Raw genomic sequence first — 15,292 nt, 5'->3', positions numbered from 1 at the left:
GATTGCACTCACTTTTTTCACTTCTCTATTTTATTGCGATCGCATTCCTCTTTAAAAACTGTCCGGAGTATTGATATTATAACAGTAGTTATTAACTGTTTGCCTAGCATTGACAGGGTACAGTATTGGTTTTTCTCCTCAAGTTTCCCAGGTTGGTTGAAAATTTACGATCGCATTCATAGCTCGTTCCAAACTGGGGGAATTAGTCTGTGCTGACGCAACCTGCCAACTTTGATTGACAAAGTGGATGAGTTGACGATTGTAGTCTTTACCAATTTTTGCCGTACTATCCCCGTGCGTAAGTCCTATTTAATTTTTACCCACCGTTAAAAATTTGCTTTGCGGTCAAATTCAACTCTGGAAACACTGCCGATTCAACCCTTTCATCCCCTCGAAACAGCTTAATTTGATACTCACCATCTACTAACTGATAAACCGATAAAGTAGGCTGTTTCGGAGAACCAATATAACGGCTACCACCTAAACCCAAATAATCTACAATCCAATATTCAAAAATGCCTAATGCTTCATAATCAATCATTTTGTGGCCATAATCATCCCGCCAATTTGTGCTGACAACTTCAACAACTAATTTGACGGAATTTCCCTGAGTAATAACTGATTCTCTTTCCCAGCGAGACTCATTGGCTGCTACGGCTTGTTTATCTAATACAATTACATCGGGATTGTAGCCCGAGTTATCGCTAAATTTAATTGTACATTCCTTGGGAATAAAGTAAGGAAGCTGTAGTCGCCTGATTTCTAACCCAAACTCGATCGCCTGAAAACCGGCGCTGGCTGAATGTTTACCAGTTGGATTTGGCATTTCAACAATAACTCCGTTATGTAATTCATAATGTCCCTTTTCTGGTTTTCCTTCCAGAAAATCATCAAAAGTTATTAACTTGGATATTGTTTGAGTCATCAGAAAGCCTCTTTAGTGATAGGTCGATGAATAATTATATTTTTAGCTCGATCGAGGGATACGATCGCCCTTTCCATCTCAAACTCTACCAGATCGAGCGATCGCCCTGAATGCCACCATAGCATAAACCGCTTGATGCCAAAGTTATCCAAATGTCAAACGCCGCGCCGCACCATCATCTGTAAATCGCTGTTCGCCAACGCCAACAACTTCCACAATAACTTCGCGTTCAGAAATCGAAAATTGACCCTCGCGCGCGGCAATTTCAACGATAATTTTTTCCCCTTCCAAATACACCTTGTAATTAGTCGTTGCCCAGACACCTTTTTCATGTTCAAAACTGTGTCCGTCGTCCTCATAAAGCGTCCATTCACCGCTTCCGGGCCAAATTCGCATTTTTAATGACTCAAGCGGTTCTTCGCTGACAAATTGCCTCACAGGTGCGATCGCAATTATGCCCCCGCCCCGCACGTAAAGCGGCATTCTCTCCAAAGGTGCATAAGCTAAAATGTGCATCGGGCCCTGATAGCATTCACCCGTCCACCAATCGTACCAAGTCCCCTCCGGCAAATACACAGCGCGATGCTCAACTCCCGGGCGGTAAACAGGTGCAGCCATCAGCGACGGGCCGAGTAATACTTGATCGTAAAGGTGATAAGTTGCCCGATCGCGCGGAAAGTGATATAGTAACGGTCGCAAAATCGGTGTTCCCGTCGTCGCTGCTTCCCAAAACAACGTATAAATATAAGGCAACAACTGATAGCGCAAATTGATGTATTCGCGGCAAATCTTCTCAGTGCGAGATCCAAAAACCCAGGGTTCGTGCTGCGCCGTACTCATCGCCGAATGACCGCGCATCAAGGGATACAGCATCCCCACCTGCATCCACCGCGCGAACAATTCAGCCGTTGCATTCCCCGCAAAACCGCCGATGTCGCAACCGACAAACGCCACGCCGGAAAGCCCCATATTGCAAAGCATTGGTAGCGACATTTCTAAGTGTTCCCACTGCGATTGATTGTCGCCCATCCACACCGAGGAGTAACGCTGAACGCCCGCAAAACCCGATCGCGTCAGCACAAAAGATCGATCGCCCGAGCGCACTTTTTGCAAGCCCTCAGCACAAGCTTTCGCCATCATCAACCCATACAAATTGTGCGTTTGGGCGTGGGTAGCGCGATCGGATTCCGGGCCTTGCGGTGCATCCAGGGGAAAGCTGATGTGTTCGCCGCCGTCACCAAAAGGCCGTTCTGCGATCGCAGGTTCGTTCATGTCGTTCCAAATCCCCGCAATCCCAATATCTGTCAGGGTTTTGTGCAATTCGCCCCACCACTGGCGCACCTCCGGCCGCATGAAGTCTGGAAACACCGCTTTATCCGGCCAAACGTAACCGTGGAATAGCTTTCCCTCTGCGGTGCGGACGAAATAGTCATTCTCCACACCCTCATCGAATATTTCATAATCTCCTTCCGGTTCGTACTTGACACCGGGATCGACTATCGTGACAACCTTAAAACCCGCTGCTTTCAAATCTGCGATCAGTTTCGCGGGATCGGGGAAACGCTTCGGGCTCCAGGTAAAAACGCGGTAGCCGCGCATATAGTCGATGTCGAGGTGGATGACATCGCAGGGAATCGCCCGATCGCGAAATTCCTTCGCCAACTCCCGCACAACGTCCTCGGATTCGTAGCTCCAGCGGCATTGGTGGTATCCCAGCGCCCATTTTGGCGGAAGCGGCATCCGGCCGGTTAACTGCGTGTAGGTGGCGAGAATTTGGGCGGGTTCCGGACCGTAAATGATGTAGTAGTCGAGTTCCGGGCCTCTGGTTTCCATCCGCAAAACCCCCGGTTGTTGGGCGCCGATGTCGAACTGACTCCAAAATGTGGTGTTGAAAAAGATGCCGTAAGCGCGATCGGGATTCAGGGCGATGTAAAATGCGATCGCCTGGTACATTTCATCGGTGAGGGAATTGTAGTCGAGGGAGTCTGTTGTCCAGTTTGTCTTGACTTCGGAGAGTTTGTCGAGAAAGCCGGTGCGTTCGCCGAAACCGTAGAAGTGCTCGTCTGCTTCGATGCGCTTCCAGCCGGCGGTTGCACCTGCGCGCCATCCCATATTGCGATCGCAGTCGCTAGCAAAGGGTTTTCCCGATTTGTCAAAACATTCGATGGAAGCGGGCGATCGCTTTACGGAAATTAATATTTGTGATGTTTCAATTTCTATTTTTTCGTCTGTTTCTCGCACTTCAAATGGTGTAATTTCCCACTCTTCGTCAGGGACTGTTATTGAGTGCGATCGGCTTTTGAATTCACCTGTCGGGGACATTCGCACTCGGATTAAATTCGGCGCGAGGATACTGAGGTTTAGGGAAGTTTCGCCGCAATTAAAGTGAAAGGTGCGTGAAGCGCAGCTATCCCGTAGGGAATCGGTTTTATTTATGGATTCTACCGAACCGATTGTTGACCAAGGCTGTTCGGTTTTTTGAAGTTTTCCGAAGTATTGCGGCATATACGATTTGGTAATTGGTAATTTGCAATTGGTAAACCGATCGTGCAATCCGCACTTAACTACCGTCATCTAGCTAAAGGATGAATATAACTTCTCAGCATTTCCAGAAAATTAACAAATGCGATAAAATATACTTCAGCAATACCGTGGCTAGCCGAATAAGCTACTATAAAAAATGAAACAGGTATCCATAAACCCAGTCAAAAATAACTGACACATTGCACCCTTATCAATCCGGCTTTATGAACAGGCAAGATGCCTGTTCTACAAGAAAGTTTAGTCTTTGTGGAACAGGCATCTTGCCTGTTCTTGATAACGGTGCAAGATGTCAGAAATAACTTAAATCCGCGACTATATCTATCGCGCGATTGCTTCCCAAAACTCCTACGGGATACTGATTAAATAACTCTAGCAATGCTCGCATTAATTGTGAACTCTTCTCTTCCTTCGCCTCGAAAGCGGTTCATTATATCCGGCATAAAACAAAGTGGAGCTTTCGCTGCACAATTACGAAATCTCCACTTTTATCAATATTCTAGTGGCTGCAAAAACCCTGTGGTCTTCACTCCATTTTACTTGTACAAAACAGCGTCTTTCAAAGTAGCGATCTTAGCTAGCGCTTGATCAAGATCCTCTTGGGACGCGCCGTGGGCAACTATTGCATCGGTCAAATGCTTCACAATTGCATCAAAATGTTCAGGCTGTAAATTCAAACCTGCGTGTGCTTTCTCCATTGAACGGCCTGAGTATTGCTGGGAGCCGCCGAGGGCATAAGAGATAAAAGCAGTTTGATGACGCCGCTGCTTTTCCATATCTGTATGATCGAAGAAGTGGCTCACTATCTCGTCAGCCAAAACATCGCGGTAAAAATCATCTACCATCTCTTTAATGGCTGGTTCTCCACCCATTTTTTCGTACAATGTTGTTGGCATATCGTTTCAGCGAGTTGTTTTTTTTACTTACTCTTTAATTATAGCTGGCCGCTTGGCTTTTTTCCACTCTGTAAGATATTAATTTAATCTGAAATAATTACTTAGTAACTGTTGGGACTGGTGGTATTTTTTAGACCAATTAGTATCATTGTAAACTTTATTAAGGGTCTATCGCCAGTTAGATATTGTCGATCGCCCTCCCAGCATTTTGACCTAATGCACGGATTGCTTGTTTTAGCAAGATGTTTCCTATACACCACCAACAGCCATCGGTTTTAAAGCTAGCAAACTCAATAAATCGGTGAGAAAACAGCGGCCGGATGCGATCGCCCAAATTAGGCTCGCCCCTGCAATTGGAGAAGTTAAAATAAATGGGCGATCGGCTGCCCAGCGGCATCATGTATAATCGAATTGCCAATATAGCAATCCTAAATCATTTGTGAATCTCTTACTCCCTCCCCTTGCTAAGGGGAGGGTTGGGGTGGGGTAAAAAATTTACGACTCCTGCAAGAATTGCCCATATAATCGAATCACAACGACGAGCGGCGAAAGTCGATCGCCTGTATACTGATATTCTGCCGTTGCTAGTGGGTTGCGACACTTCCGGGCGATCGCCCGCAGCTAAGAAAAACCTTTAACTTAAGTACGCGGACACAAATAAACATTATTATGTCATTGCGCGGAACCAAGCAATCCCAAGTAGGAGCGATTGCTGCATTTCTATCTGCTGTTTCCTTAAACTTTGATGATTTTTGAGTGCCTTGAAATACTATAGCCAACATCCTAACGCTTTCTCGATCGACTACCTCAACGACTTGCGAGGAGCAATTCTAGCCTCCCCTTATCTAGCAATCAACAACCTCAACCGCGATTTCATTGGCACAAAAGGGTTTTCCGTAGTGTTTCAACGTGCGGAAATCGCCGAAGTAGAACGGCGGTTTCCCTTGTTCAAACCCTATCTAGACCAAGCATTACAGCCTGAATGCAATGCTTTTTACCTCAACCCTTTGTTGCTGGGTGAAGGTTCCCGCGTCGATCCGCATATCGATCGATCTTTGCGATCGTACTGCAAAACTGTTGAACCTCCCGCAGCCGTCAGCGTTTTATACGTACAAGTGCCGCCGAACTTGCAAGGGGGAGAGTTGATACTGCGGCGCAACAAACAGCAAGTCGGGCAGATTAAGCCACAAGCCAACTCGCTGATCTATTTTCAAGGAGATTTGACTCACTCTGTCAACGCTGTTAAAAGTAGCGGAACTCGTTTGAGTTTGGTTTGCGAACAGTACAGTTTGAGCGAAACAGAACTGCAAGATATTCCAGGATTCACAGTGGAATCTAGGGCCGTAAAAGCAAAAAGCAAGTAAGGTTTATTCCCTCCTGGGCGGGTGATAAATTCAGAACACGCTTAACCAGCCGCTTGCATCAAGGGGTTCAATCACCGCCAACTTATGTGCTAGGAGATTATCCATAATCCGATGATCCACAAGAAGAAACGCAAAAAGTTACTTTTATTGGCAGCATTCTTAGTCTCGCCATTTATTTCTGGGTTCCTGAGTGCGATCGCCCTATTTCTCAGTCTCTGGGTCATCGTACCAGCACCCACGATGTTCCTGTATCCTTTGGCGGTGGGAGCACCAGAAATCAGTCCTTGGTTGGTTGGTATAAATACGATCGCCCTTCTGCTGAACCTGCTCAGACGGAATCAAGGCAAAGTCTACATTATTTTACTGATTTGTAACCTGTTCGCCCTAATCCTGGGCCTGCTTCCCCTGATTCAGTTCCCAGCAGCCAATGCAGCCATAGCTACCCAAATGCAAGCTGTTCTAGGGAAAAACTATTTAGCAGCGATTCCTCAAGCCGATCGCGCCCAGCTACGCCCTCAACCGTTTATCCTCGCAGATGCCTTCCGAGGAATTCCCATCAGAGACGTTAGGATCGATCGGGCTATTGTATTTGCCAACCCTGACGGAGTTTCACTGCAACTAAACCTTTATCGGCCGATGCAAATTGGCAAATATCCGGCGATTATCACGCTCTACGGGGGAGCTTGGCAGAGAGGCAATCCCGATTCCAATGAGGAATTCAGCCGTTATATGGCCGCTCAAGGCTATTGTGTGGTTGCAATTGATTACCGCCACGCTCCCAAGTATCGATTTCCTGCTCAGCTTGAGGACGTACAAGCCGCTCTTTCCTATATAAAAACTCATGCTGCTGATTGGGAAATCGATCTCGATCGAATTGCTCTGATGGGAAGGTCTGCAGGTGCCCATTTAGCAATGCTAACTGCTTATGATTCTAGTGTGCTTCCAGTTCGAGCAGTGGTCAACTATTACGGGCCAAATGACCTGCTCCGGGGATACAATGACCCACCTTTTCCTGATGCCATAAATGTTCGAGCCGTCTTGCGCGCCTTTCTGGGAGGAACGCCAGACGAACTCAATGAGCTTTACCGTCGGGCTTCTCCCATAAATTATATTAAACCCAATCTTCCCCCTTCTCTACTGGTTTATGCAGGTCGCGACCATATCGTTCAGCCCAAGTTTGGTCGATCGCTCTACCAACGATTGCGAGCCACGGGCGAGCGGGCTATTTTGCTCGAAATTCCTTGGGCTGAACACGCCTTTGATGCAGTTTTTAATGGCCCGAGCAATCAATTAGCTTTGTACTACACAGAACGTTTTTTGGCTCATTTTCTGAAGTCTTCGGATTACCAACGAGTTAAATAAAACTTTAAATTTTACTAATTTATGCTCAATAAACTGCGTCTCAAACTGTCTGAACTATTGCTCTAAGTCTCTTCATTTTAAATTCATAGAAATCCCCATTACTGCGCTGGAAAAGTTTTGTGTGGCTGCTGAATAAAAGCTGACCCCGCCAGCGGTACAGCCACCACCGGGGGATTGCCCCTACAAATTTCATACCCGAATTTAGCAACGCCAAAGTGAGATCCTTTTCTTGGCACAGTATATATAGTATCCCTGGATAAGTCCGGTAAATGTACGATCGCCCCTCAGTTTCAGCACCCCGCGTCCTGTTAAACTGAAATCCTGTGGTTGTGTGCGCTTGGTGCGATCGACCTTTGTGAAAAAAACCTAAAATTCTGTAGCCTACAATACATTTATTTGGTTAATGATTGTTTAAACTCTCCAAGTGTAGATTGTGTACTCTCCATAATTCTCCAAAACCCCTAAACGAGTGCGTTGTTTGCTGGACTGCGATTTATCGATCGTCGAACCGTTAAAAACCATAAGTAGTTTTGACCTGAATTCATCGGAATTGATTCGCACAAAATTTTTGAGCTGACCAGGGTGAAGATTAGTTACTAAATTTGTGCAGTGCAGACATCTATAATGTTGACTCAAGTTTGTACAGGCTCTTGCCATCTATCTTCTTGCTAATAACCGCAATCCAACCGCATCTCACACTGGATTGTCACACCCGATGGACGGCGAAGTCATTGCGCCTCGCTCCTCCAATCTTTTAGAGTCTGTCAAAAAGGCATTCTCCCAAAAGTTAGCTTTGACTAAAAACGTTGGGTAAATCCAACATATTCGTCAATCGTTAGACTTTTGCTAACATCTATTTTTTCTCAATTACTCGTCCCGCAATACCAATAAAAATAACCATGAGTGGAAACGAATCGCGCGTTCAAGCAATTTCTCAAATCGTCAACCGCAAACTGATGCCGGGTCGGCCTCCCAAGCGGCTCGAAGATATGTGGGCAACAGACGTTTTTACTCTGAGCAAGATGCAAGAAAGTCTGCCCAAAAGCATTTTCAAATCAGTAAAAAACACCGTTCAAACCGGCCAAAAACTCGATCCTTCCGTAGCTGATGTAGTTGCAGTAGCAATGAAAGATTGGGCTATTTCCAAAGGAGCCCTCTACTACGCCCACGTATTCTACCCGCTAACCAACGGTACCGCCGAAAAGCACGACGGTTTCATCTCAGTGCAAGGCGACGGCTCCGTCATCTCAGAATTTGCAGGGAAAGTTCTCGTACAAGGCGAACCCGATGGCTCCTCCTTCCCCAACGGTGGCATCCGTTCCACCGCCGCCGCTCGCGGATATACAGCCTGGGATGTCACCAGCCCTGCTTATGTCATGGAAACAGACAACGGCATGACATTGTGCATTCCCACTGTTTTCATCTCCTGGACAGGTGAAGCCTTAGACAAGAAAACGCCGCTGTTGCGTTCCATTGCCGCCATGAACAAAGCAGCAACCCGAGTGTTAAAGCTATTAGGCAATACCGAAGTTGCTCCGGTAAATTCCAGTTGCGGTTCCGAACAAGAATACTTCCTGGTAGATGCCAATTTCACCAACAACCGCCCCGATTTACTGCTAGCAGGTCGCACCTTGTTTGGCAAACCTCCTGCCAAAGGTCAGCAATTTGACGACCACTATTTTGGAGCGATTCCAGAGCGCGTTCAAGTCTTCATGCAGGAAGTAGAAGAAAGAATGTACCGGCTGGGAATTCCTGCCAAAACTCGCCACAACGAAGTAGCTCCCGGTCAGTTTGAAATTGCACCAGTTTTTGAAGCAGCAAACGTCGCCAGCGACCACCAACAATTAACCATGACAATTCTCCGCAACACTGCGAAGAAACACGGTTTTATGTGTTTGCTGCACGAGAAGCCTTTCGCCGGCATTAACGGTTCTGGCAAACACGTCAACTGGTCGGTCGGCAATGCCACCCAAGGAAACTTATTAGACCCCGGCGATACACCGCACTCGAACATACAATTTCTAGTTTTCTGCGGCGCTGTGATTCGCGGAGTTCACAAATACGGGCCGCTACTGCGCGCGGTAGTTGCTACTGCCAGCAACGACCACCGATTGGGGGCAAATGAGGCTCCACCAGCAATTATCTCTGTCTATTTGGGTTCGCAATTAGAAGATATCTTCGGGCAAATTAGCCGGGGAGAAGTTAAGGACTCTAAAGGTCGGGGAATTATGAACTTAGGTGTAGAAACACTGCCTACTTTCATGAAGGATGCTGGAGACAGAAACCGGACTTCGCCCTTTGCTTTTACTGGAAACCGATTTGAATTCCGGGCAGTAGGTTCCGGTCAGTCTGTTTCCGGGCCGCTGGTGGCGATGAATACAATTCTTGCAGATTCTTTGGACTGGATTGCTAACAAATTAGAAAGCGATTTGGCTAACGGAACTGAACTGAATGCTGCCATCCAAACCATTCTCAAAGAAGTGATGGACGAGCACGGTGCGGTTGTATTTGGTGGCGACGGCTATTCGGAAGAATGGCACAAAATGGCCGTTGAGGAACGGGGTTTAGCTAACTTGCGGACTACGGCAGATGCTTTACCCGTGTTGAAGGAAGGATACATTGAAGACTTGTTTGAAAAGACAGGTGTTCTGACTCCAGTTGAATTGGAAAGCCGTTACGATGTTTATGCTGAGCAGTATTTGCTGGCAATTGAAGTCGAAGCAAAACTGGTAATAAGCATGGCAAAAACCATTATTTACCCCGCAGCTTTGAGGTATTTAGCTGAAGTTTCTGGAACGATTTCTAAATTGAAAGAGATTGGGATTGAACTGGAAAAGGAAAGTGCCGAAAAAGTAGCGGTGCTGGTTAAGTCCATGATTGATACTGCCAGCAAATTGAGTGCTGCTTTGAGCAAGCACGATTTTGCTTCGACAGAAGACCATATGCAATATGCTTCGCAAACAATTCGTCCTTTGATGGATGAGGTTCGCAAGTATGCGGATGCTCTGGAAGGTGAAGTGGCTGATGATTTGTGGCCGCTGCCTACTTATCAAGAAATGCTGTTTGTTAAGTAAGAGCAAACAAATTCGGTTAATTGCAGGTTAGAGTTGTAAGGACACGGCAGTGCCGTGTCCTTACTTGTTTTTGAGGTTAAATGAGTCGTACGCTGAATCGGCCAGAGTCATTAAATCCCAGCTACAGTAAGAGTTGTGAAGATTGTTGAGATACGGTTCAACAAATTTTATGGGGGTAGAAAAAGTAACCTTGCTGCGAAAAGCTATTATGCGGATTCAATCTCTCTTGAAACAAATGACTCTGGCGGCTCTAGCTCTATTTTTTGCGATCAGTTGCAGTCGATCGACTCCGAACGTAGACTCTGCCCCTGAAGCCAGCACCTCTAGCAGCTTTAGAGTGGCAATGCTCACCACAGGCGCCAAAGACAACCAAAGTTGGGATCAAGCTTGCTTTGAAGGATTGAATCTAATCAAAAATAAATTTAATGCTGAGGTAGACATTACTGACAGTATTGACGGTGAAAATAGTGAAGCTACCATTCGCAAATATGCCCAGTCCGGCTATGACCTGATAATTGCCGCCAGTGGTGCCTATTCCACAACTGCCGAAAAGCTCGCTAAAGAATTTCCACGCACGAAATTTGCCCTGATTACAACGCATCCAGGGAATAACAGAAATTTAGGGGCTGTTGCCTTTCGATCGGGTGAAGTGGGGTACCTCACAGGCGCTTTGGCTGCCATGAAGACCAAAAGCAATAAAGTTGGCTATATTGTGGGTGAACCTTATCCCGTTTACCAAGAAGAAGAAGCCTTGTTTAGGCGGGGAGTCAAGGCAACGAATCCCTCTGTTCAAGCCTCCACTGCTTTTCTAGATTCTTGGGTTGATACGGAAAAAGCCACCAAAATTGCAACGGATATGGTTGCCTCTGGAGTAGATGTTTTGACTTTCAACGCGGGTGAGGCAGGGTTAGCCGCGCTAATAGCCGTTTCGCAAAAGCCAGGAGTCTTTGTGATTGGTAGGACAAAGGATCAGTATGAAGTGGCTCCCGGCAAAGTCCTCACTAGCGTTCTGCAGGACATTCCCAATCTTGTGCTAAATGTGGCAGTGTTAACCCAGCAAGGTCGCTGGGAAGGAAAACTTTACAAGTTTGGGCTCAAGGAAAAGATCTACGACTTTGCCCCTTTCCGTGGTAGTCTCACGTCTCAGGAAGAGGACACTTTCAAGACCATCCGAGAAGCTGTGACGACTGGCCAAATTGATGTGTCTCCTTAGTGCGCGCATTAATTTATTTACCAATATTGATCTTTAAGTCCGATGCAAAATCAACGCAACGATCGCGCTGTGCCGATCGCCAGAAGTTCTCGTTCTCATCCTTGGCAACGCTTCTTTTCTATTGCAAATCAGCTCCGCTATGGTTTGATATTTTTGGTTCTTCTGAGCTTACTGCCCACAGGTGGCTTGCTGATCTACCTCAGCTTTCAGGCGCAGATCCAGCAATCGCGATCGCTCCAACAAGCGCGTAGCCAGACAGCAGGAGGGCAGATTGATAATTATCTAGATGACTTGAAACGAAAACTGAGCTATTTAGCTAGGGTCAAAGGACTCACCAACTTTCAACCTCAAGTGCAGCAGAGCCTGTTGGAAGGGTTGATTCGTCATAATGATGCTTATGAAGCAGTTGCCATTTTGAACAGGAAGGGAAAAGTTGTTGCGTCAGTTTCACCCTATAAACCGCTTAAATTAGAAAATCCAGCCAATTCGCCACTGTTTATTCGTGCTTTTAAACAACAGGAAGATTATGTCAGTCCTGTAGAAATTAATCCTACAAATCACCAACCAACCACCCTTCTGGCGGTTCCGATTCGGAATGAGCGAGATGAGGTGGATGGGGTGCTATTAGCAGAGGTAAATCTCAACTTTCTCTGGTTTATTGTTTCCCAAACAGATGTTGGTAAGACGGGTTATGTCTATGTAGTTGATGAGCGTAATTTTCTCATTGCTCAAAAGGGTAGTAAGCCAGAAACTTTTCAAGTTCAAGATATTTCTAAGCGCCCCTTTTTTCAATTCTTGAAAGCATCCGAAAATACTAAGCACCTTAATGTTTATCAGGGTCTAAAGCAGGTAGAAGTATTGGGAGCCAGTGCCTTAGTTCGGAGCGTGAATTGGAATGTGGTTGTAGAACTGCCAACGGCTGAGGCCTATGCTCCCGTTTACCAAATGCTCTCAATTATGGGAGGCTCATTGACGCTGGTGACGATCGTCGCTGTTGGCATTGGGTATCTATTTATTCGGCAAATTGTGGTGCCGCTACAGCGCTTAACCACGGCAGCTACTGAACTCAGTGCGGGGCAATTAGAGACGCGGGTCAACATCGACAGCCAAAACGAATTGGGGACATTGGCGATCGCCTTTAACAATATGGCAATCCAGTTAGAGGAACTGATTAAAGCATTTGAAGTGGAACGCAATTTTGTTTCAGCAATTCTTGAAATTGCAGGTGCCCTGGTAGTTGTGCTCGACCCGCAGGGACAAATCGTTCGCTTTAACCGAGCTTGCGAACAAATGACTCATTACTCATTTAGTGAAGTGAAAGGGCGCTACATTTGGGAATTGTTCCCGACCTCAGACTTAGCAGGACTTGCCAAAACTGCTTTTGAGTCTTTACAATCTGGTAATTTTCCCCAGCAGTATGAAGGCAGTTGGGTGAGCAAAGATCAACAACTCAGACTCATTGCCTGGTCAGATACTGCTTTACTGGATAATGAAGGTGAAATTGAGTACATCATCAAAACAGGGATTGACATTACTCAACGGAAACAGACAGAAGAGGAACTCAAAACGTCGGAACAGCGACTATCTTATCTATTCCGCCAAAGTTCACTGGCAGTTGTGGAATGGGATTTAAACTTTAAAGTCACTGCTTGGAATCCAGCGGCCGAGCAGATTTTTGGTTACACGGCGAAAGAGGCGATCGGACACCATCCCGCAGAATTAATTGTGCCTGCGCCTACCAGAAAGATAGTCAATCAAGTTATGAACGAGCTGTTGATTGAGGCCGGAGGACGCTACAGCGTCAATGAAAATTTTACGAAAGACGGCAAAATCATTATTTGCGAATGGTTCAATACGCCTTTAGTAGGGGATGGTGGAAATATTGTTGGAGTCGCATCCTTGGCACTGGATATTACTGAGCGCAAGCAAGCCGAATCTGCGTTAAGGCAAGCAAAAGAGGAAGCTGAGGTTGCACTCAAAACCTTACAGCAAACTCAGGCACAGCTTATTCAGGCAGAGAAAATGTCAGGTTTGGGGCAACTGGTTGCTGGTGTTGCTCACGAAATTAATAATCCAGTCAACTTTATCTATGGCAACCTGAGCCATACTGCCGACTACACGCAAAATTTACTACAGTTGATTCAGCTTTACCAGCAAACCTATCCAACTAATACCGAAATTCAGGAAAAAATTGAAGAGTTCGAGCTGGACTTCATTAGTGAAGATTTACCCAAAATCCTGACTTCAATGAAGGTAGGAGCCGATCGCATTCGTCAAATTGTCCTGTCGCTACGAAACTTCTCGCGGCTAGATGAGGCAGAAATGAAGCCAGTTGATATCCACGAGGGAATTGACAGCACATTGATGATTTTGCAAAATCGACTCAAGGCAAATCCGGCTCATCCTGCTATTGAAATTGTCAAAGAGTACGGCGACTTACCGCGAGTAGAGTGCTATGCGGGACAGTTGAACCAAGTCTTTATGAATCTTCTGGCAAATGCGATTGATGCTTTAGAAAACTACGACAATCAGCGTTCTAGAAAAGACATCCAAACAAATCCCAGTCGCATCACTATTCGGACTAAGCTAGTCACAAACGAAACTGGGCCCGGTTGTTCTAAAAACGTGGTGATTCAAGTTCAAGACAATGGACCAGGGATGACGGAAACTGTTAGACAACAGGTGTTCAATCCCTTCTTCACCACCCAACCAATTGGTAAAGGAACTGGATTAGGACTATCCATCAGCTATCAAATTGTAGTTGATAAGCATGGTGGCTTACTCCAGTGCTTCTCTCAACCCCATCAAGGAGCAGAGTTCCGCATTGAAATTCCTGTGTTACAAAGCGGTGCTGTAGCACCCGTCGGTAAATAACTGCGATCGCATTCCTCTATAAAACCCATTTGATATCTTTTAGGCGACCGAGTCAAATGCACAGATAATAGGTGGATTCAAACAGGTAAAAGTGATATCGTTTCCGGTTGCATCGAAATAATAAAATCCAGTCAACATTTAACACTCAACCATTGAGTTTTTCCACCCCTCCTTCTACAGTCAACAATCACCTGACGGTACAACCGGAAGTGATATGAAACATTTGGTATTTCAGCGATTTGAGTGATAAAGAGTGGGGAATTATCGAGCCATTACTGCCTCAGAAGAAGAAAACTCGATCTCCACTTAAGACAAAGTGGCAAATTTGATTCGGGCATATCTTATCAACTCAAGAATGGTTGCGATGGGGAGCATCTCATATTTGTAACAACACTTCTTCTGGCTCCTGCCTTCTTCCTCGTGCCTTCTGCCTCAAAACTTAGATCTCTAGCTTGCTTGGCTACAAAAGTGAGATTCTCCCCCACGATGTAATCCGCCATATGCTGACGATTCCATTAAGAAACGAAAAGCTATGGATACTCAAGTGAGAAAATGTGCTATTGTTAATCCTATACAGGTAATCAAGACAAGAGCACAGATTCCTAGAGTGTCAGAGGTAGGATAGTTGTGCGCTTATGTAACTCCTATCAAAAAGGAATTTTTAATTTTTTATGGAAAAAACTCAAGAGTTACAATTATCCAAATGCCCAACGGGAATTCAGGGACTCGATGAAATCACCGATGGAGGCTTGCCCCAAGGCCGACCAACCTTAATCTGCGGGTCAGCGGGTTGCGGTAAGACCTTATTTGGTGTGGAGTTTCTCGTGCGCGGAGCAACGCGGTACGGAGAACCAGGCGTTTTAGTCACCTTTGAAGAAACTGCGTCAGAAATTACCCAAAACGTCGCCTCTTTAGGGTGGAATTTAAATCAGTTAATTGCTGAAGGTAAAATATTAATAGATCATGTTTATATCAATACTCCGGACAGTTTTTAAAGAGGAATGCGATCGCAATAAAATAGAGAAGTGAAAAAAGTGAGTGCA

12 protein-coding genes are annotated in these 15,292 nt (G+C 45.8%); 7 read left to right on the top strand and 5 right to left on the bottom strand.

What is annotated here, in order from left to right; all coding sequences use genetic code 11:
- Positions 1-216, top strand: a 216-nt coding sequence (locus QUA07_RS28560) for a hypothetical protein (protein WP_333332237.1), incomplete at its 5' end; no start/stop codon positions are given.
- Positions 217-316: 100 nt separating this feature from the next.
- Here QUA07_RS28560 and QUA07_RS28555 read toward each other — a convergent pair.
- From QUA07_RS28555 to QUA07_RS28535, 5 genes are all read right to left on the bottom strand, one after another.
- The gene (locus QUA07_RS28555; protein WP_333332234.1) at positions 317-925 is read right to left on the bottom strand and encodes a Uma2 family endonuclease; all 609 of its coding nucleotides are present in this window, start codon (positions 923-925) and stop codon (positions 317-319) included.
- Entirely contained in the window at positions 925-1,050 is a 126-nt protein-coding gene (locus tag QUA07_RS28550; RefSeq protein ID WP_333332231.1) for a hypothetical protein, read from the bottom strand. The genes QUA07_RS28555 and QUA07_RS28550 overlap by 1 nt, the downstream gene beginning before the upstream one ends.
- A gap of 19 nt (positions 1,051-1,069) precedes the next feature.
- Complete coding sequence (locus tag QUA07_RS28545) at positions 1,070-3,430, bottom strand: glycoside hydrolase family 31 protein (protein WP_333332227.1); 2,361 nt, start codon at positions 3,428-3,430, stop codon at positions 1,070-1,072.
- A gap of 572 nt (positions 3,431-4,002) precedes the next feature.
- The gene (locus QUA07_RS28540; RefSeq protein ID WP_333332224.1) at positions 4,003-4,362 is read right to left on the bottom strand and encodes a group 1 truncated hemoglobin; all 360 of its coding nucleotides are present in this window, start codon (positions 4,360-4,362) and stop codon (positions 4,003-4,005) included.
- Between the two features lie 178 nt (positions 4,363-4,540).
- Positions 4,541-4,780 carry a hypothetical protein gene (locus QUA07_RS28535; protein WP_333332222.1) on the bottom strand — a complete coding sequence of 80 codons (240 nt, stop codon included), beginning with the start codon at positions 4,778-4,780 and terminating at the stop codon, positions 4,541-4,543.
- A 343-nt stretch (positions 4,781-5,123) separates the two neighbouring features.
- Between QUA07_RS28535 and QUA07_RS28530 the strand changes: the two genes are divergently transcribed.
- The 6 genes from QUA07_RS28530 to QUA07_RS28505 all read left to right on the top strand — a co-directional run bounded on the left by QUA07_RS28530 (position 5,124) and on the right by QUA07_RS28505 (position 15,244).
- Positions 5,124-5,726: a 2OG-Fe(II) oxygenase gene (locus tag QUA07_RS28530; protein WP_333332219.1), complete on the top strand. Its 603-nt coding sequence runs from the start codon at positions 5,124-5,126 to the stop codon at positions 5,724-5,726.
- A gap of 111 nt (positions 5,727-5,837) precedes the next feature.
- Complete coding sequence (locus QUA07_RS28525) at positions 5,838-7,088, top strand: alpha/beta hydrolase (RefSeq protein ID WP_333332216.1); 1,251 nt, start codon at positions 5,838-5,840, stop codon at positions 7,086-7,088.
- Positions 7,089-7,987: 899 nt separating this feature from the next.
- The gene (locus tag QUA07_RS28520) at positions 7,988-10,162 is read left to right on the top strand and encodes a glutamine synthetase III (protein ID WP_333332213.1); all 2,175 of its coding nucleotides are present in this window, start codon (positions 7,988-7,990) and stop codon (positions 10,160-10,162) included.
- Positions 10,163-10,331: 169 nt separating this feature from the next.
- Entirely contained in the window at positions 10,332-11,375 is a 1,044-nt protein-coding gene (locus QUA07_RS28515; RefSeq protein WP_333332211.1) for a BMP family protein, read from the top strand.
- A 42-nt stretch (positions 11,376-11,417) separates the two neighbouring features.
- Entirely contained in the window at positions 11,418-14,249 is a 2,832-nt protein-coding gene (locus QUA07_RS28510; protein ID WP_333332208.1) for a PAS domain S-box protein, read from the top strand.
- A gap of 671 nt (positions 14,250-14,920) precedes the next feature.
- A complete protein-coding gene (locus tag QUA07_RS28505) occupies positions 14,921-15,244 on the top strand; it encodes an ATPase domain-containing protein (protein WP_333332206.1) in 324 nt (107 codons plus the stop codon).
- Positions 15,245-15,292: the final 48 nt, after the last annotated feature.

Source organism: Microcoleus sp. T3_A4 (assembly GCF_036700465.1).
Classification (GTDB): Bacteria; Cyanobacteriota; Cyanobacteriia; order Cyanobacteriales; family Microcoleaceae; genus Microcoleus.
This window is presented reverse-complemented; position numbering and strand designations above follow the sequence as displayed.

Excerpts from the sequence above, each read along its gene's own strand:
- QUA07_RS28555 (WP_333332234.1), bottom strand. The coding sequence starts at position 925 with ATGACTCAAACAATATCCAAGTTAATAACTTTTGATGATTTTCTGGAA.
- QUA07_RS28550 (WP_333332231.1), bottom strand. The coding sequence starts at position 1,050 with ATGCTATGGTGGCATTCAGGGCGATCGCTCGATCTGGTAGAGTTTGAG.
- QUA07_RS28545 (WP_333332227.1), bottom strand. The coding sequence starts at position 3,430 with ATGCCGCAATACTTCGGAAAACTTCAAAAAACCGAACAGCCTTGGTCA.
- QUA07_RS28540 (WP_333332224.1), bottom strand. The coding sequence starts at position 4,362 with ATGCCAACAACATTGTACGAAAAAATGGGTGGAGAACCAGCCATTAAA.
- QUA07_RS28525 (WP_333332216.1), top strand. The coding sequence starts at position 5,838 with ATGATCCACAAGAAGAAACGCAAAAAGTTACTTTTATTGGCAGCATTC.
- QUA07_RS28520 (WP_333332213.1), top strand. The coding sequence starts at position 7,988 with ATGAGTGGAAACGAATCGCGCGTTCAAGCAATTTCTCAAATCGTCAAC.
- QUA07_RS28515 (WP_333332211.1), top strand. The coding sequence starts at position 10,332 with ATGGGGGTAGAAAAAGTAACCTTGCTGCGAAAAGCTATTATGCGGATT.
- QUA07_RS28510 (WP_333332208.1), top strand. The coding sequence starts at position 11,418 with ATGCAAAATCAACGCAACGATCGCGCTGTGCCGATCGCCAGAAGTTCT.
- QUA07_RS28505 (WP_333332206.1), top strand. The coding sequence starts at position 14,921 with ATGGAAAAAACTCAAGAGTTACAATTATCCAAATGCCCAACGGGAATT.